The sequence below is a fragment of the Chroococcidiopsis sp. genome (assembly GCF_051657925.1).
GTDB lineage: Bacteria > Cyanobacteriota > Cyanobacteriia > Cyanobacteriales > Chroococcidiopsidaceae > Chroococcidiopsis.
In genome coordinates this window covers 22,730-39,817 of sequence record NZ_JBOFLP010000039.1, presented here as the reverse complement: position 1 = coordinate 39,817, position 17,088 = coordinate 22,730, and the positions used below count along the sequence as shown (strand labels likewise).

16 protein-coding genes are annotated in these 17,088 nt (G+C 43.5%); 12 read left to right on the top strand and 4 right to left on the bottom strand.

The window, feature by feature from the left end; all coding sequences use genetic code 11:
- From ACRC32_RS02955 to ACRC32_RS02945, 3 genes are all read left to right on the top strand, one after another.
- Positions 1-1,592 (top strand): glycosyltransferase family 39 protein (locus ACRC32_RS02955; RefSeq protein WP_438552567.1); only part of this gene is annotated, 1,592 nt, incomplete at its 5' end.
- A gap of 47 nt (positions 1,593-1,639) precedes the next feature.
- A complete protein-coding gene (locus ACRC32_RS02950; protein ID WP_438552566.1) occupies positions 1,640-3,196 on the top strand; it encodes a glycosyltransferase family 39 protein in 1,557 nt (518 codons plus the stop codon).
- Positions 3,197-3,234: 38 nt separating this feature from the next.
- On the top strand, positions 3,235-4,902 hold the full coding sequence (locus ACRC32_RS02945; protein WP_438552565.1) for a DUF6798 domain-containing protein: 1,668 nt from the start codon (positions 3,235-3,237) through the stop codon (positions 4,900-4,902).
- Positions 4,903-4,927: 25 nt separating this feature from the next.
- On the opposite strand, the gene ACRC32_RS02940 is transcribed toward ACRC32_RS02945, so the two are convergent.
- Both ACRC32_RS02940 and ACRC32_RS02935 read right to left on the bottom strand, forming a co-directional pair.
- Positions 4,928-5,617 (bottom strand): M15 family metallopeptidase, encoded by a 690-nt coding sequence (locus ACRC32_RS02940; RefSeq protein WP_438552564.1) that lies wholly within the window; start codon positions 5,615-5,617, stop codon positions 4,928-4,930.
- 102 nt (positions 5,618-5,719) lie between these two features.
- Positions 5,720-6,856 carry a WD40 repeat domain-containing protein gene (locus ACRC32_RS02935; protein WP_438552563.1) on the bottom strand — a complete coding sequence of 379 codons (1,137 nt, stop codon included), beginning with the start codon at positions 6,854-6,856 and terminating at the stop codon, positions 5,720-5,722.
- 720 nt (positions 6,857-7,576) lie between these two features.
- Between ACRC32_RS02935 and ACRC32_RS02930 the strand changes: the two genes are divergently transcribed.
- Entirely contained in the window at positions 7,577-9,697 is a 2,121-nt protein-coding gene (locus tag ACRC32_RS02930) for a protein kinase domain-containing protein (protein WP_438552571.1), read from the top strand.
- A gap of 69 nt (positions 9,698-9,766) precedes the next feature.
- Here the strand turns inward: ACRC32_RS02930 and yidD are convergent, their stop codons facing one another.
- A complete protein-coding gene (gene yidD, locus ACRC32_RS02925) occupies positions 9,767-9,988 on the bottom strand; it encodes a membrane protein insertion efficiency factor YidD (protein WP_438552570.1) in 222 nt (73 codons plus the stop codon).
- Between the two features lie 229 nt (positions 9,989-10,217).
- Between yidD and ACRC32_RS02920 the strand changes: the two genes are divergently transcribed.
- Positions 10,218-10,937 (top strand): diacylglycerol/polyprenol kinase family protein, encoded by a 720-nt coding sequence (locus tag ACRC32_RS02920; RefSeq protein WP_438552562.1) that lies wholly within the window; start codon positions 10,218-10,220, stop codon positions 10,935-10,937.
- Positions 10,938-11,059: 122 nt separating this feature from the next.
- Here ACRC32_RS02920 and ACRC32_RS02915 read toward each other — a convergent pair whose 3' ends face one another.
- Positions 11,060-12,253, bottom strand: coding sequence for an NAD(P)/FAD-dependent oxidoreductase (locus ACRC32_RS02915; protein ID WP_438552569.1), 1,194 nt, complete (start codon positions 12,251-12,253; stop codon positions 11,060-11,062).
- 172 nt (positions 12,254-12,425) lie between these two features.
- Here ACRC32_RS02915 and ACRC32_RS02910 point away from each other — a divergent pair, with 172 nt between their 5' ends.
- From ACRC32_RS02910 to ACRC32_RS02880, 7 genes are all read left to right on the top strand, one after another.
- Positions 12,426-13,001, top strand: coding sequence for a helix-turn-helix domain-containing protein (locus tag ACRC32_RS02910; protein ID WP_438552561.1), 576 nt, complete (start codon positions 12,426-12,428; stop codon positions 12,999-13,001).
- Positions 13,002-13,201: 200 nt separating this feature from the next.
- On the top strand, positions 13,202-14,536 hold the full coding sequence (locus tag ACRC32_RS02905) for a flippase (RefSeq protein WP_438552560.1): 1,335 nt from the start codon (positions 13,202-13,204) through the stop codon (positions 14,534-14,536).
- A 203-nt stretch (positions 14,537-14,739) separates the two neighbouring features.
- Positions 14,740-15,504, top strand: coding sequence for an SDR family NAD(P)-dependent oxidoreductase (locus ACRC32_RS02900; RefSeq protein ID WP_438552559.1), 765 nt, complete (start codon positions 14,740-14,742; stop codon positions 15,502-15,504).
- Positions 15,501-16,352, top strand: a complete 852-nt coding sequence (locus tag ACRC32_RS02895; protein ID WP_438552558.1) for a DMT family transporter — start codon at positions 15,501-15,503, stop codon at positions 16,350-16,352. The genes ACRC32_RS02900 and ACRC32_RS02895 overlap by 4 nt, the downstream gene beginning before the upstream one ends.
- A gap of 77 nt (positions 16,353-16,429) precedes the next feature.
- On the top strand, positions 16,430-16,561 hold the full coding sequence (locus tag ACRC32_RS02890; RefSeq protein WP_438552557.1) for a hypothetical protein: 132 nt from the start codon (positions 16,430-16,432) through the stop codon (positions 16,559-16,561).
- The gene (locus ACRC32_RS02885; RefSeq protein WP_438552556.1) at positions 16,554-16,865 is read left to right on the top strand and encodes a hypothetical protein; all 312 of its coding nucleotides are present in this window, start codon (positions 16,554-16,556) and stop codon (positions 16,863-16,865) included. Before ACRC32_RS02890 ends, ACRC32_RS02885 begins: the two co-directional genes overlap by 8 nt.
- Positions 16,858-17,052: a hypothetical protein gene (locus tag ACRC32_RS02880; protein ID WP_438552555.1), complete on the top strand. Its 195-nt coding sequence runs from the start codon at positions 16,858-16,860 to the stop codon at positions 17,050-17,052. Before ACRC32_RS02885 ends, ACRC32_RS02880 begins: the two co-directional genes overlap by 8 nt.
- The last annotated feature ends 36 nt before the right edge of the window (positions 17,053-17,088 follow it).

Genomic DNA, 17,088 nt, shown 5'->3' with positions numbered 1-17,088 from the left:
TGACTAGATGGCAATTATTAATTATCAGTTTTCTAGTTATCGGTATATTTTTTCGATTTCTCTATCTCGATCGCAAAGTTTATTGGTACGATGAAGTCTTCACTTCATTTCGTATTTTTGGCTACACGGAAGCAGAAGTTATTCAACAAGTTTCTCGTCATCCTGTTGTGAGTTTAGAAGATTTACAACGATATCAGCACGACGCTGGTAGAAACTTATTAGACACGATAAAATCTTTAACTACGGAAGATTTTCAGCATCCTCCGCTGTATTATGCGATCGCTCATTTTTGGGTAAAATGGTTGAGCGATTCAATTGCTGCAATTAGAGGTTTATCGGCTCTGATTAGCGTGCTTGTTTTTCCTAGTATCTACTGGCTGTGTAGAGAATTATTTCCGTCACCTTCAGTTGGGTGGATTTCTATGGCGCTAGTCGCAGTCTCGCCATTTCATGTTTTAATGGCTCAGGAAGCACGTCAGTATAGTTTGTGGACAGTGGTAATTTTACTATCAAGTGCGTCTGTACTACGCGCTAGTCGTCTCAGCAGTAAACTAAGTTGGAGACTGTACGCAATTAGTCTCATTGTAGGATTATATACATTTTTATTTACTGGTTTAGTCGCGATCGCCCACGGACTATATTTATTTAGCTTAAAGACAAAGTGGCAATTTAGCAAAGCAGTCTCTGCTTATTTTATCGCCTCTCTCACCGCGATCGCAGCTTTTATTCCTTGGTTAATTATTGTTGTCAGCAATTTTTCTGAGATTAATAGTAATGTCAATAAGGATGAAGCAATACCCCTCATCAGTTTAGTGAAAACCTGGGTTTTCAACTTAAGCTATATTTTTTTTGATGTTTGGAGGCAGTCAAGTTTAGAATCTAGATTCGCTCTAACGCATCTTATCGTTTTACCATGCTTATTTCTGACAGTATACTCTCTCTATTTTCTGTATCGGACAACAAGCAAACAAGTCTCATTATTTATCCTGCTATCGATCGCAGTACCAACTATACCCCTAATTTTACCAGATTTAATTTTAGGAGGACAGCGATCGCTGACGATGCGCTATCTCATTCCAACTTATTTAGGGATTCAAATTGCTGTTGCTTACTTGCTGGCTACTAAACTCTCGTCAAGCAGTGTCAAACAGCAAAAATTTTGGCGGTTGCTAGCACTCGTGCTATTAACTTCTGGTATTCTATCCTGTGTAGTCAGCGCTCGAACAGAGACTTGGTGGACGAAAGGTAATAGTGCTGAAAATCCTCAAGTTGCTCAAATAATAAATGAGGCAAATCGTCCATTGGTAATTAGCGATACTAAGATTGGCAGAATTATCTCTTTAAGTTATTTGCTAGAACCAAAGGTTCAATTTCAGCTCAAACCCAAATGCCATACTTGCCAACTCGATTTTACATCCAATCTATCCTTTGACTCCGAGTTTTCTGCTAGCTACAGCGACATATTTTTATACAAACCTTCAGATGAAATGCTAAACAAATTTAACCACAAACAGAATTATACAACAAAACTTGTTTACGAACCCGCCCGTCTCTGGAGGTTGAGCCAAGATAAATCTATTTCCCTAAATTAGGCATAGCAATTACTGTTGCGATCGCAACTCTATATTTATCCAAATTTATGCAAACTACTATAAAGCAATTTCAAAAGCTTCAACCCAGCAAATTTACTGCTTTTACTCTAGATAGAATCTCATTCGTCATTATCGGCTTTGGTATTTTGGTACGGCTAGTTCAATATGTATTTAATCGTTCTTTGTGGAATGACGAAGCCGCACTAGCTTTGAATATTGTCAATCGCTCGTATTTAGAATTGCTACAGCCTTTAGATTATAACCAAGGCGCACCCATTGGCTTTTTAATGATGGAAAAACTAGCAGTTCAGTTATTCGGTAACAACGAGTATGCCTTAAGACTCTTTCCTTTAATTTCTAGTATTGCTTCCTTATTATTATTTTACCAGCTTGCCAAAAGATGTTTGCAAAAACCAGCTATCCCCATTGCTTTAACTCTCTTTGCTGGTTTAGAGTACTTGCTGTACTTTGCTGCCGAAGTCAAACAGTATTCAACTGATGTAGCCGTCGCCATACTTTGTTCTACAATTGGAGTATCTCTGTATCAGAAAAAGAACCAGACTTCTCAACTTATAGCGTATGCAATAGGAGGTGCGATCGCAGTTTGGTTTTCCCATCCAGCAATTTTTGTTTTGACAGGTGTGGGAATATATCATATATTAGCTAATTGGCAGCAAAAAAATCGCCATAAACTAATTATAGTATTGATAGTAACTTCAATTTGGTTTTTGAGTTTTGCTAGCTTGTATTTTCTGTCTTTGAGAAATCTAGGTGAAAGCGAATATTTATTGCGATCGTGGACAAACAAGTATGCTTTTCCTACCTCAATATTTGATATTAACTGGTCGTATTTAAGATATATCAAATTATTTAAAGATCCTTTAGGTTTTTCCGAACCTTTAGTTATTGTTCCGCGTTTAGTTTGTCTAGCTGGATTTATCTCCCTCTGGTATCGGAAAAGAGAAATCCTATTCATTCTAATTTCTCCTTTCTTAGTGACGTTACTTGCAGGGTATCTGCAAAAATATCCTTTCCACAGCCGCTTAGTTGTTTTTTTAACTCCCTTTTTTATTTTAGGAATTGCGGAGGGAAGCTATTTCATTTGGCAGAAAACTTGTAGAAACAAATTTACTGCTGCTATCGGTATTTTAATTATTAGCTTGCTACTTGCCGTTCCTATAGCTAATGCTAGCCATCGTCTAGTACAGCCACAAACGAAACAAGAAATCAAGCAAGTTATGAGTTATGTGAAATCCCATCAACAGCCAGGAGATATTTTATACATTTATCAAAGAGCTGAATATCAATTTAGATATTATGCTGCAAAATATGGCTACCGTGAGGGTGATTACATTATGGGAATAGACGATCTCGATGAATATGACGGGAAGGGAATGTCAGAACACGAATGGAAAAGATATCAAAATGATTTCGATAAACTGCGTGGAAATAGAAGGGTGTGGGTAATTTTATCTCACATTACTCACGTTCCAAAAGAGCAGCAAAGAATTTTAGCTTATTTAGATAGTATGGGTCAAAAAATTGATGTTTTTACAGTTCCAGGTTCGTTCGCGTACTTGTATGATTTTTCGCGAAAGATATAAATGTAAATAACAGACAACGATCTGTAGTAAGAATACAAATGAAAATCAATCTAACCCCTTTGAAAAAAAAGTTTTTGTCAATAAGTCAGTTTTTACTTATTTCTTTTGTCTTTGGAATTTCCTACACTCAAAGACCTTTATACTACGACAATCAAACAACTAAATTTTTACATGGACTAGCACAAGCTGGCTATGGTTTTTTAGAAAATGATTGGTTTGCAAGCACCATCGATCCTTTACCAGCTTTTACTTTTTTAGTCAAGATAACTCATTTATATTTAAATGAATATGCTTTCTATCTTTATTATATAATTATTTTTGGCGTATACATTTACAGTTTGTCTGGAATTATTTCATTTATTTTCCCAATCGACATAAACTCTAAAATAGCTATAGATGCTAAAGTTAATCGCGATCGCCTGAAATATTTAGTTTTTTTTGCTGTACTAATCGTCCTTCATTCGATCAATATTCAAATTAAAGCTCTCGATTTAGATACGGCTTTAAATATTCATTATGGAGTTGCAGAACAATACGTTCTTGGACCTTACTTTCAACCAAGTAATTTTGGTGTTTTTATCATTTTCTCAATTTATCGGTTTCTCCACCGAAATTATTTCATCGCTGTAGCTTGTCTAGCTTTAGCAGCTACCTTTCATCCCACTTATCTTATGGGTGCTGGGATTATTTGCTTAACTTACTTAATTATTATCTATAAAAACGAAGGTAGTTTAAATAAAGTTATATCAGTTGGAGTCTTAGCAACTCTATTATTACTACCAGTATTTAGTTATATGTATTTTCAGTTCAGACCAACCGCCGCTGAACTGTGGGCAAAATCGCAATATATCATCGTTCAATTAAGAATTCCTCACCATTCTATCCCTCAGATATTTTTAAGTAAATCTTCGGCTTATTTACAAATTTTTTTAGTTGCTTTAGCGCTCTATTTAATTAGAAAAACTAAAGTTTTTACCACTCTATTTATTCCTTTCTTAATTATTATCACTTTAACTGTTATTCAAATAATCTATCCAAATAATACAATAGCCTTTGTTGCTCCTTGGCGACTTTCTGCGGTTTTAGTACCGATCGCCACTAGTATTATAGTTGCTTGGCTTGTATCTTACTTATTCGATCGCTACTTTCAAGGAAAACACAAACGCTCGGTGATGGCGGCGAGTTTAGCTACAATATCTATGGTTTTTGTGCTTGGCTTGTACAACCAAGGACAAATGTTTGTAGAACAAGATAGAAGCGTTCCAATGTTGAATTATGTCAAAAAAACAACGCAACAAGAAGATCTCTATCTAGTCCCAAATAAAAATAAAGAGTTACGTAAATTTAGAGTTTATACAGGCGCTCCCATTCTGATTAACTTTAAATCACATCCATACAAAGATGTCGAAGTTTTAGAGTGGTATGAAAGAAATTTAGCCGCGCAAGCATTTTATGAATCGCCAAGCGATCGCCAGTGTGACATTTTAAAACAACTCGTAGCCGATTATCAAATTAATAAAGTCGTCACCGAAAGCCAAAATTTCAATGCTAGTTGCACCTTTTTAGCTCAACTATACAAAGACGATCGCTATGGAGTGTATCAGTTATTAGGGAGTCGGGAGTCTGGAGTCGTAGGGGCGGGTTTTTACAGGATATCCCTGAAACAACCCAGAATTGAGCAGATAAACCCGCCCGTACGGGAGTAGGGGAAAGAGGCGTTACATGTAACGTCTACAAGAGCCTACCATATTGAGCTATAGGGCGATCGCTTAACCATGCCCACATTTGATCGCCGAAGGAAAAATGCCACCATTCCCCAAGATGGCGAGTAAACTCAGCTTTGAGCATGATATCTCGCAATAACTGGCGGCGCTCGTGATATTCTTGCTCTACAGGATCGGCACTATTTGCAAAATAATCGGGTTGCGATCGCGCTGACATCTCATCAATTGGAGAACCCATATTTACTGTCATTCCAGCCGCATTTACCAAGGTAATATCGACTGCTGCACCCGTACTATGAGGTGGGGGAGTCTTGGGATCGGTGCTAGGAATTGCCCAAATTTGATACACTTGCTGCCATAAAGCCTGTTGTCGGTCGGGAGATAATTGTTCTACAGTCAGTCCTTCTGCTTGCAAAACTTGGCTGAAGGCATAATCTACCATAAATCGTTGAACGGCAATTGGACGATAGGCATCGAAAATCTGAATGCGCCACTGGGGATGAGATTGTTGAAGATAGGTTTGGGCTTGCAGGAGGCGATCGAGTACGCCTTGTCGTAGATGATAAGGCGATCGCCCTTGATAAGGCGCACCTAGTAACTGGTAGGGATGGGGTGACTCTACAGCAAACTTTTCTAAAGGAATTTCTACTAGCGGTTCCCCAGATTCTGCGATCGGCACTCGTTGATATGGTTTCATTTATTTTAGGGAGCAGGGAGCAGGGAGCAGGGAGCAGGGAAGAAGAGAGAAGTTAATTTTGACTTTTAACTTTTGACTTTTGACTTTTAACTTATAACTTCATCAAGTTTCTTCTCGCCAAATTTTAATCGTTCTATCCTTGCTACCGCTTGCGAAAGTTTGTCCTCTGGGGCTGAAGGTAACCGCAGTGACTCCAGCTGAATGATCTGATAAGCTACGCAGTAATTCTCCGTTGGCTGGATTCCACAATTTAATTGTTTTGTCTCCACTGGCGCTGGCGAGGGTGTCGCCATCGGCGCTAAAAGACAGCGACGTGACTTCTTTTTTGTGGGCTTTGAGAGTTTCTTGCAACTTACCGCTTTCAACTCGCCATAGAATAATTTGTCCGTTATTGCTACCGCTGGCAAGGGTTTTGCCATCGGGACTAAAGGCGATCGCGTATACTGGACGTTTGTGTCCGGTAAAAGTACGAATCAGTTCGCCACTTTCGACATCCCAGAGTTGGACGCTATTGAAAAAAGTGCTGCTAGCTAGGGTTTTGCCATCGGGACTAAAGGCGATCGCCGTGACTCCACTGCCTTCGTTAATGACGCGCAAGGCTTTTCCAGTTCTGAGGTTCCATAGCCTCACGGTGTTATCTCCACTACCGCTTGCCAAGAGTTTTCCATTCGGGCTAAAAGCTACCGAACTCACCCAATCTTTATGTCCCACAAAGGTACGAATTAATCTTCGATGCCGTAAATTCCACACCTTAACCGTTCTATCCCCACTCCCACTAGCAAGAATCGTTTTTTGTCCGGTTTTGTCGGGCATAAACACGAGAGAACTCACCCAATCTCTGTGTGCTATGTAGGTTTGCAATAATCTTTTCCCTGCCAAATACCAAATTTTAATCGTTCGATCTCCACCGCTACTAGCAATCATCTGACTGTTCGGGCTGAACGCTACCGAATAAACTGCCCGTCTATGCCCGCCGCTAATCGTATCGACTTGAAATTTTCCCTGCCACAGACGAGTCAGGAGTGATGGTAGTTGGTAATTGGTAGTTGGTAATTGGTAATTGGTAATTGGTAATTGGTAGTTGGTAGTTGGTTTTCCCCTGCTCCTCTGCTCCTCTGCTCCTCTGCTCCTCTGCTCCCTCAGCTCCCTGCTCCCTGCTCCCTGCTCCCTTCCTTCACTAATAACTGACAACTGACAGGCGATCGCAATAGCAATTGAAACTAAAGACTGAGGTGGCATAGATGAAGTCGGAGTGATACTGGCTGTATTATTGCTAACCTAGAAATAGTTTTTGGACTAATGGCTCTCTTTTTTTGAGTAAAAATCCTCAGAGGCTAGACAAAGTGAACGGACTGAACTACCTTTTTACTAGGAATAGAGTTACTAGGGATAAATTTACCAACGATAAACGCAATTGCTTGTAGCTGCCAAGTTTAGATTGGGGGCAGGCAAATTTTGAATTGCTGACAATCTTTCATTGAATTCCTGACATCATACAGCCAGTTCATTATTCACAGTTTTTTTGAGAATTGTGCTGTCAAAAAGCAAAGCACAAACTAGTGCAAGCAGGCAGGAGGAAGAAAACTAGAACCTTTACAGCATAAAATGATGGTGTTTTCTCAACTACATAGTCCTTCTTGCTACACTGCGGTCGAAAAGATGCTGTTACCAATTTTGAGGGCGTTGTAGGAACTTTATTTTTGGAGTTGAGATTTTGAATTTTAGCTTTGTTTTCAGGAACTCATGTACTTGAAATAACATCTTTGTGAGGAAGCAGGAAATTTATTAAACTTTTAGTAATTAAATTTTCGCTACTGCTCGTTCTCAGCAAGTTCTGAGGACTTACACTGCCTGAGATAACTCAAAATTAATTTAAAAAATACGTAATTATTACTGTAGGAGTAAGTGGATAGTTTGTAAATATTGTAACATGATCTTAATTTTCTGGGAATTCAGGTGATGAGAGGCAAGTTGCTAGGCGGGCGTTACCAAGTTGTAGAAGTTCTAGCCAATGGTGGTTTTGGTCAAACATACGTAGCCCAAGACATGCATCGACCAGGAAATCCTCGATGTGTCGTTAAGCACCTCCAGCCTGCTAGCGTCAACTCTAAATTTTTGCACAATGCAAGGCGGTTGTTTCAAACAGAAGCAGAAATTTTAGAGCAACTTGGCAATCACGACCAGATTCCTCGGTTACTAGCTTATTTTGAAGAACACCAAGAGTTTTACCTCGTTCAAGAGTTCGTTCAAGGACATACTCTGACCAAAGAATTACTTCCAGGCGATCGCTGGGAAGAAAGTAAAGTCTACCAACTGCTACAAGAAGTCCTAGAAATATTGGTTTTCGTCCACGCTCACGCAGCAATTCATCGTGATATCAAACCTGACAATCTCATCCGGCGAATTGCAGATGGCAAGTTAGTCTTAGTAGATTTTGGTTCAGTCAAACAGGTTTGGACGCAGGCGTTTACGCGAACGGGGCAACAGGAAAATAGCCCACCAGCTACGATCGCGATCGGTACTCCTGGTTACATGCCTACAGAACAAGGTCAAGGTAGACCTCAACCCAATAGCGATATTTATGCCCTCGGCACGATCGCCATTCAAGCTCTGACAGGGATGAATCCTTCCCAGTTAGCAGAACAGTCAGACACTGGCGAAATTGAGTGGCGACAACATGCCAAAGTCAGCGAGGGACTGGGGGCAGTCATTGCCAAAATGGTACGCTACAACAGCAAAAATCGCTATCAGACGGCGGTAGCTGCCCTGGTTGCCCTGCGCCAACTCGCCAATTTTCCCACATTACTGCAACCAGTTATAGGAATTCAACCGCCACCTGCATCTCGCTTCAACCAGTCGAACTTCGAGAAATATCTGACTCTGGTTGGCACTCCTAAAGGCGTGGAGCGTGAAGTGAAAGCCGAGCTGCCTGAAAATCATTCCGAAACTCATACTGTGACGATGGCAGGACTCGACACGACCCCAACTACCGAGGTTGCAACCCAAACACTACCAGTTCTAGAACGGATACCCGACCCACCCGCTGTAGCATTAGTAAACCCCGATCGGTCAACTCCTACTAACACCTCCACATCACGACAGCGCTATCCCCTCCGCGTGGGAGCAGCACTCACGGCTGTCTTAGCAAGCGTAGCAGCGATGTACGTAACGAATTGGCATCCAGTCGCAGATCCAGAGCAAACTCTGGAGCAGATGAACGCGCTCAAAACTGCGAGAAAATACCAAGAGTGCATCGATCTAGCATCGACTCACAGTAGTACCAACGCTAAAGTTCAAGCCGGACTTCAACAGTGTCGCCTCGCCCAGGCACAGCAGCTAGCTGCCACCGATCTATCGGCTGCGATCGCTCTAGGCAGTCAAATTCCCAGTACCGATCCGCTTTATCCCGTAGCTAAGCCTTCGATCGCGCAGTGGACAAACCGTTTATTAGAAAAAGCGAAAACCGATTACGAAGCAGGAAACTTACCACAGGCGATCGCCTTAGTTAAAGCAATTCCCATCACTAACCCCGTCTATCAAACAGCCCAAACTGCAATTGCCCAATGGCAGCGAGACTGGCAAAACAACCGCGCCGCTTGGGAGGCAGCAAAAAGCGCCGCCGCTGTGGGCAAGTGGCAAGATGTCCTCCAAGCTACTAGAAAAGTTACTATTCATCCCTACTGGCAACAGCAGATCGCTCCTCTTGCCCAACAAGCAGCCATTAAAATTGCTTTAGCGTCTAATACCGCTATCCCACCGCAACAGTCTAGAGCGGCAACAAAACCGCCCCAACCGCGAACGCAGCCCGTAACTCCATCTAAACCCAAAACTGTTACCAATCGCCCCCGCAGCCGCCCCAACCGCTCTAGAACCGCGATCGCAACTCCTACCTCCCGTCCTCAATCGACGACAAGACGAACGACTTTGAGGCGAACGACTGTCAGGCGATTGCGACCCATCTCTAGACGAGTCAAACCCGCGATCGCCAGACGCACCAACCGCCCAATCCGCAGACGCGCCCGTTTTCCAGTCGGAAATACCAGAAGTTTATACAACTGGCAAACAAAAACCGTGCCTTAATGAGTGGTGTGTGGGGAGAATTCGGAATTCGGAATTAATATAGATTTTCTACTCCCTACTCCCTACTCCCTACTCCCTTTCTGCTGGTACAGGATCGTAGCCGCCTGGATGCCAGGGATGACAGCGTAAGATGCGTCGCACTGCCAAAATTCCACCCCGCCAAGCGCCAAAACGTTCGATCGCTTCTAGGGCATAAGAAGAACAGGTAGGATGAAACCGACACGATGGCAGCAATAGAGGAGAAATTAACATCCGATAGCCCCGAATTAACCAAATTAATCCGATCTTCAACACCGATAATTTCCTCCACTGTTATTAGTCATTGGTGCGTGGTGCGTGGTGCCTGTTGATGCGGGTGTGAGGTGTGGGAAGTGTGGGGTGTAGTGAGTGGTTAGTCATAACTACTGTCTTCACCGATCGCTGGTCACTGGTCACTGATAACTACTCCCTGCTCGTGCGCTCCCTGCTCCCTCTTCATTGTGTATCCCAAATCTACTACATTTGATATGTAGTAGCTTTTATGACTGTTTTGATTGAGTCGTTGATGGCTGATTTTCCGCTACTGGCTCGAATTCCCCCTCTCTGGCTACAAATAACGGTGGTAGGAGTTTGGCTGGGAATTGTTCTGGCGATCGCAGGTGCAGTTAGCCGTTTCGCAAATAGCGATCCCGAAATTGTGCGGAAAATCGTTCACATTGGTACTGGCAATGTCATTTTATTCGCTTGGTTATTAAATATTCCTGCCTGGGTAGGGATTGGCGCATCAGTATTAGCAGGTATTACGACTTTATTATCCTATCGCCTGCCACTTCTACCAGGAATTAACAGTATCGGACGCAAGAGCTTAGGGACGTTTTTCTACGCCGTAAGCATCGGCGTTTTGGTCGCTTGGTTTTGGGCGGTACAGAAACCCTACTTCGCTGCTTTAGGCATACTCATCATGACTTGGGGTGATGGACTCGCAGCTTTAATTGGACAGCGTTACGGAAAGCATGTCTACACGGTTGGGGGTGTGAAAAAAAGCTGGGAAGGCTCTTTGACTATGGCTGTGGTCAGCTACATTGTGAGTAGCTCCATTCTCGTAGCCGTACACGATAATTCTTGGTTAGTTTGGCTCGTGGCTTTTGTAGTTACTCTGGTAGCTACAGGTCTAGAAGCTTTTTCTTGGTACGGCATTGATAACCTATCCGTACCTATAGTTAGCGCCGGATTAGCATTTCTCTTGACTCAGCTTTTGTAAAAGTCGGGAGTCGAGGAAGAATTCAAAATTCTCTAGACCCCACACTTCCCACACTTCCCACACTTCCCACACTTCCCACACTTCCCACACTTCCCACACCCTATTTACTGATAACTGCTTCCTCAACTCCCTTCTAACCCCTGCAAAAATGGGCGAGTAATCCAATTGATGCCTACCTTAATTTGATGCTCTAGGGTTGGCAGTCGATATAAATAAGCAAGGCGACGGGCGATCGCGGCGAGGGGACCCTCTAGCTTAATTCCTAAACCTGCAAGCGTGGCATTGTCAATACCCAGGGTCATCATTTCCCCTAAATTCTGGTAGCGGAAGGGAAGTAAAGGACGCTGGGTCAAGGAAGCCCAAATATTCCAAGCGGCATAGTCTGCCTGTTGTACGGCAGCTTGGGCAGTACCAGGAACTTGTTGCCCTGCGGCATCGCGACATTCAGCTAAGTCACCCAAAGCAAAAATTTCGGGACGATCTGTGACTTGTAGAGTTGATGTCGCCGTGAGTTGTCCGCGTTGGTTTTGTTTGAGGGGCAGCGATCGCACTATTGGCGCAACTCGCGTACCTACCGTCCAAACGACAAGATCTACAGGAATAATATCGACTTGATTTTTATATTCTAGGGCGATCGCATTCGGTTCGATTGACTCGACTTTGGTTTCGAGATCGAGCCAAATCCCTCTTTTTTCCAATGCTTTTGTGGCTGCTTCGCGGTTAAACTCTGGGGAGGTTCTGAGAATTTGGTCGCTCAGTTCTACTAATCGGAAGCGTCCTCTTTCACCAAGACGATCTGCCAGCTTACACGCCAATTCTACTCCGCTATAGCCAGCCCCTACAATTGCCACGCGAATTTTATCTGCTGTGGATGCTTCAAGTAGCCGCAGCCGTTCTTCCATGCGATAGGCATCGGCAAGGGTACGGAAAGGGAAAGCGTAGGAGGATGCCCCAGGAACCATATCTAGAGGCGTTTCGCCTCCTAAAGCTAGTACTAGGCGATCGTAGGGAATTTCGATTCCATCTTGCAGCCGGACTCGCTGTTCGTAAATATCAATTTCTGCTGCTTCACCCTGGCAGAAGCGAATCCCAGTTGAGGCGAGGAGTTCGATAAACGGCGGGGCAATCTCCCAAGTTTGCAATTCACCTGCGAGCAATTCGTACAACAGGGGCGAAAATAAGAAGCGATCGCTGCGATCGATTAGGACAATTTCTGGTTTTTCCGATTCCCAGGGTAATTGGCTCAGGCGTAGTGCCGTATATAAACCACCAAAGCCGCCACCGAGAATACAAATACGTGCGGGTTGTTGGGACATAATTCTGAGGGGCGATCGAATTGCGAGTATGGCTACTCTCTTCACTCTAACAAAGCAATTACAAATTCCTGCTCTTGCTGCGGGAGTTAATTTGAGTTGCCGCAACTTTGGCGTTGGCGAATTGCTGCCGTAATCTCCTAGAGTAAAAAATACAATCGTACTGCTACTGTAGATGATCCGCCAGCCTTCCCCGCCAGCAATCGGGGCGATCGTTAAATCTATCCGCAAACACCGTAATCTGACTCTGGAACAACTCGCTCAACGCTCTCACGTCTCTAAGTCGATGCTGTCGCAGATCGAACGAGAGTTAACAAATCCGACGATCGCCACTTTATGGAGCCTTGCCCATGCCTTGGATGTCAGTATTACCGAGTTAGTCAGTCAAGCGCATGTGGAAACCGCGATCGCGCCTACGAAAATTGAGGTGATGCGATCGCACCATACCCCCACAATCGCCAGCCAAGATAGTAAGTGTAAGTTACGAATTTTAAGCCCGATCTCATCTGCTGGTGCTACTGAGTGGTACGAACTGGTGATGGAACCCAATGCCTGTTTGGAGAGCGAACCGCACGCATCTGGTAGTTACGAGCATTTAACTGTTTTAAGCGGAGATTTACTGGTTAAAAGCGGCACATACGAGCAAACTCTAAACTCAGGCGATACAGCGAGATATCCTGCGGATCTTCATCACCAGATTCAAAATATTGGCGAGGAGGAAGCGCGGGCATTACTCGTATATGTTTTGTAGTATATTTTGTAGCTGAAGCAAAAATCAAAAATTCAATATATTGAAATTAGTTTTGACTTGTAGGTAAGTTAAAAAGCTGAGGTGAATTTACGCTTCTGTCAGCAGCAGATAAGGCGAAGTCTGATGCTCGGTGGCAGGCATTTTTAACCAACACGTTTGTGTAGTATATTTGTAGTATTAAAAGTTGAAGAACTCAACTGATGCCTAAGCTGCCCAAACTTGAATCTTGGCTACAACACCAGCAATCTGACCTGCTAAAAACATTGGTACGCGGTGCAGGCGCAGCGTTGAGCGTCCAAGTTTTCAGTGCTGGCACGATTTATATATCTCAAATCTTACTTGCCCGTTGGCTAGGAGTCACAGAGTATGGCATTTACGATTATGCGATCGCCCTCAGTCTTTCCTTAGCTTTTCTTGCCGGATTGGGTTTGCCGACTGCCGTTTTAAGATTTATTCCCAAATACCAGTTCGAGCAAGATTGGCGACATTTGCGGGGAATTATCTCGGGAAGTTGGCAACAAACGCTAATCGCTAGTTTGATTACAGCCATATTCAGCACGATTGTATTACAGTGGTTGGCATCAAATCAAGGATTGGAGCATTCAAGACCGCTGATTTTTGGTGTTTGGATCGTGCCTTTGATGGCATTAGCTAATCTTCAGCAACAAATTGCTAGAGCCTTTCAAAGAATTACCCTAGCTTATGCTCCATACTTAATCGCCTATCCATTGGTATTAATCGGCATTACATTTATTTGGCAGTTAGATCGGAGCTTGAATAGTACAGAGGCGATCGCACTTTCAATTCTGTCACTGCTACTCGTTTCGATCGTTCAAGCACTTCTGTTTTATCGAGAATTCAGTACAGAAATCTCTCAAGCCGTTCCTGCATATGCGCTTAGTCAATGGTGGAGAGTTGCCTTGCCATTAATGTTTCTTGATGGCTCGTCTGTCGTTTTGAGCCAGACAGATACGCTCATGCTAGGTACAATGTTGGGAGCTAAAGCCGTGGGGATTTACAGTGCGGCACTCAAAACATCGCTTTGGGTTCATTTCATTCTCACTGCTGTCAATGCGATTTTTGCTCCCATCATCGCTTCGCTACACGCTCAGGGCGATCGCCAAGGATTGCAGCAGCTAGTATCTACCATTGCGCGGTGGATGTTTTATCCGGCGTTGGCAATTGCGATCGGGCTAATTGTTTTTGCCGAACCCGTACTGCAATTATTTGGCGCGGAATTCACCACAGCTAGAGGAGCGCTGATCGTCTTGATTCTGGGACAACTTGTGAATGTGGGAGCGGGATCGGTAGGATATTTGCTAATCATGACAGGCAACCAAATTCCGGCTGCATCGGTAATGGGAATTAGTGCTTTCACGAATGTAGTTTTAAATTTCGTTGGTATCCACTGGTTAGGAATTGTCGGTGCAGCATTAGCAACGGCATTTTCCATGATGTTATGGAACGTTTGGCTTCATGCGATTGTTGTCAAACGGCTTAATGTTCGCCCCTCGATTCTGGCTACCTTCCGATAAGGCGATCGCTAGGTTAGCAGGGAGCAGGGAGCAGAGAAAAAGGTTTTGCTCCCGTCGTCTTGGTGGCAGTAATTGACTTATCCTTATCTGTAGTTTACTGTTACATTTTTTTGATATAGCAGAAATCCAATATATTGAACAAAAATTAGTTTTGTAGTATCTTAAGTAACGGTCATCCGAACTAAGATCGCTGGCTAAAACTCATGACAGATATATTCAGCGTTGCGGGTAAAGTTGTTTGCATCACGGGTTCTAGTAGAGGATTGGGCAAAGCTATTGCGCGAGGTTTTGCCGAACGTGGCGCAAAAGTGGTTATCTCGTCTTGGAATTCACAAGAATTAGAAGCTACCAGAGAGGAGTTTCAATCGCAGGGATTAGAAGTCTATGCTGTTGAAGTTGATGTCAGTAAACGCGATCGTTGCCAGCAACTCATAGACCGAACAATAGAGCATTATGGCGCGATCGATATCTTAATTTGCAATGCTGGCATCGATATTATCAAACCTGCCGAGCAATACGAAGTGGAAGAATGGGACAAAATTCTCAATATTAACTTGCGGGGATACTATTTCTGCGCCCAGTTCGCCGCCCAACAAATGCTCGATCGCGGCGCTGGTAGTATCATTATGACTTCTTCTATTGCTGGCGCTGTAGGAATACCAGGGTTAGTCCCTTATGCCGCTTCTAAGGGAGGGATTAATCAAATGGTGCGAACGATGGCTGTGGAATGGGCGCAAAAAGGAGTGAGAGTTAACGCTGTCGCGCCTGGATACATTGACAACATGATGGCAGGCGTTGAGTACGACGAAAACGATCCGTATCAGCAACGGGTAACAAGATTTACGCCGATGGGAAGGCGAGGAAAAGTAGAAGAATTTCTTGGTGCATATATTTTCCTCGCCAGCGATGCAGCTTCATACATTACAGGCGAGGTGCTGTATGTAGACGGGGGCTATCATGCAGCGTGAATAAAAAACTATTTGCTCTGTTCGTAACTCTCATCCTCTGGGGTTCTGGCTTTGCGGGCGTGCGAGCAGGTTTACGCGGCTACAGCCCCGAACATTTAGTCGCCTTGCGCTTTGCGATCGCCTCTATGACTCTAACTCTTTATGCCGTTTTCACTCGAATGCGTTTGCCGCAAGTCAAAGACTTACCCGCGATCGCCCTTGGCGGATTTTTAGGTATTAGCACTTACCATTTATGTTTAGCATTTGGACAACAAACTGTCACCGCAGGTGCAGCCAGTCTTTTGAATGCTTCTAGTCCAATTTTTACTGCTTTATTAGCAACAACCTTTTTGGGTGAAAAACTGACAACACGGGGATGGCTGGGAATTGTCATTAGTTTTGCTGGTGCTGCTTTAATTTCACTGGGAGAAATACGAGGATTTCACTTCAACTTCGGCGCGGTGCTAATTTTGTTAGCTGCGATTTCTCAGGGAGTTTATTTCATTTTACAAAAACCACTGTTTCAAAAGTACGGTGCGTTTGAGTTAGCTACTTATACAATTTGGAGTGGCACGATCGCGTTACTAGGATTTTTACCAGATACAGCATCAGTGCGGCTAGCTTCCTTAGAATCAACTCTAGCGATCGCCTATTTAGGCATTTTTCCCGCTGCGATCGCTTATATGACTTGGACTTACACCCTATCGCAAATTTCTGCTGCCAAAGCCGCTAGCTATCTTTATCTCGTGCCATTTCTCGCAATTGCGATCGCCTGGATCTGGCTGCAAGAATTACCCAGTTTGTTATCTATAGTTGGTGGAATAATTACACTTACGGGTGTCTTCTTAGTCAATCTCCAAGAAACATAAATTAGCTCGCGAAACCGCTTTATATAGCAATCCTAGCTCGTTTGTGAATAACAGGCAGTTTCATTGTCAGGTGGGCAATGCCTACCCTACGTTTAAAAAAATTAATAAAGCAAATCAAAAACTTAGTTAACATAGCTTTCGATTTGGGTATTTTATCAAGAGAGAGCAGGGAGCAGGGAGTAGGGAGCAGAGGAAAAAGACTTGGCTAATCTTGCTTGTAGACAGTTGAAATGTCCTAATCTATCCGCTCTCTGCTATATATTACGGATTGGAGAATTCGTACTGATTTTGGAAGAAGTAGATGTGATTCGGCAAGACTTAGCCGAGACAGTTTTTAGTCACACTCATGCTGGAGCAATTTCCGATCGCCAAAACCTACAAGAGCAATTCCCCAGTGACGAGATTCAACTTGATGAGAATGGCAGTAATGCAGGAGCAGCAACTGTAATTCAACTACCGTCTATTTTCCCTGAAGCCGCAGAAATTCCTCTAAGCGATCGCCAATTTGGTTAACTCTGGCAATGTTTTAGCTGCAATCGTGCTACAAGATATCTTAGAACTTCCACGCTCGGAAGGGGAAACTCAGGAAACCTTAATGCGATCGTGCCATCTCAACCAAGTGTTACTAGCAACTAATCTTGCTACCGCAGAGGCGATCGTGCATTATCTCAGAAGCATTTATCAGGTCACTAGTAGATAGCAGTCGGTAGTTGGTAATTGGTAGTTTCTTCCCCAG

Excerpts from the sequence above, each read along its gene's own strand:
- ACRC32_RS02950 (WP_438552566.1), top strand. The coding sequence starts at position 1,640 with ATGCAAACTACTATAAAGCAATTTCAAAAGCTTCAACCCAGCAAATTT.
- ACRC32_RS02945 (WP_438552565.1), top strand. The coding sequence starts at position 3,235 with ATGAAAATCAATCTAACCCCTTTGAAAAAAAAGTTTTTGTCAATAAGT.
- ACRC32_RS02940 (WP_438552564.1), bottom strand. The coding sequence starts at position 5,617 with ATGAAACCATATCAACGAGTGCCGATCGCAGAATCTGGGGAACCGCTA.
- ACRC32_RS02935 (WP_438552563.1), bottom strand. The coding sequence starts at position 6,856 with ATGCCACCTCAGTCTTTAGTTTCAATTGCTATTGCGATCGCCTGTCAG.
- ACRC32_RS02930 (WP_438552571.1), top strand. The coding sequence starts at position 7,577 with ATGAGAGGCAAGTTGCTAGGCGGGCGTTACCAAGTTGTAGAAGTTCTA.
- ACRC32_RS02920 (WP_438552562.1), top strand. The coding sequence starts at position 10,218 with ATGACTGTTTTGATTGAGTCGTTGATGGCTGATTTTCCGCTACTGGCT.
- ACRC32_RS02915 (WP_438552569.1), bottom strand. The coding sequence starts at position 12,253 with ATGTCCCAACAACCCGCACGTATTTGTATTCTCGGTGGCGGCTTTGGT.
- ACRC32_RS02910 (WP_438552561.1), top strand. The coding sequence starts at position 12,426 with ATGATCCGCCAGCCTTCCCCGCCAGCAATCGGGGCGATCGTTAAATCT.
- ACRC32_RS02905 (WP_438552560.1), top strand. The coding sequence starts at position 13,202 with ATGCCTAAGCTGCCCAAACTTGAATCTTGGCTACAACACCAGCAATCT.
- ACRC32_RS02900 (WP_438552559.1), top strand. The coding sequence starts at position 14,740 with ATGACAGATATATTCAGCGTTGCGGGTAAAGTTGTTTGCATCACGGGT.
- ACRC32_RS02890 (WP_438552557.1), top strand. The coding sequence starts at position 16,430 with ATGCCTACCCTACGTTTAAAAAAATTAATAAAGCAAATCAAAAACTTA.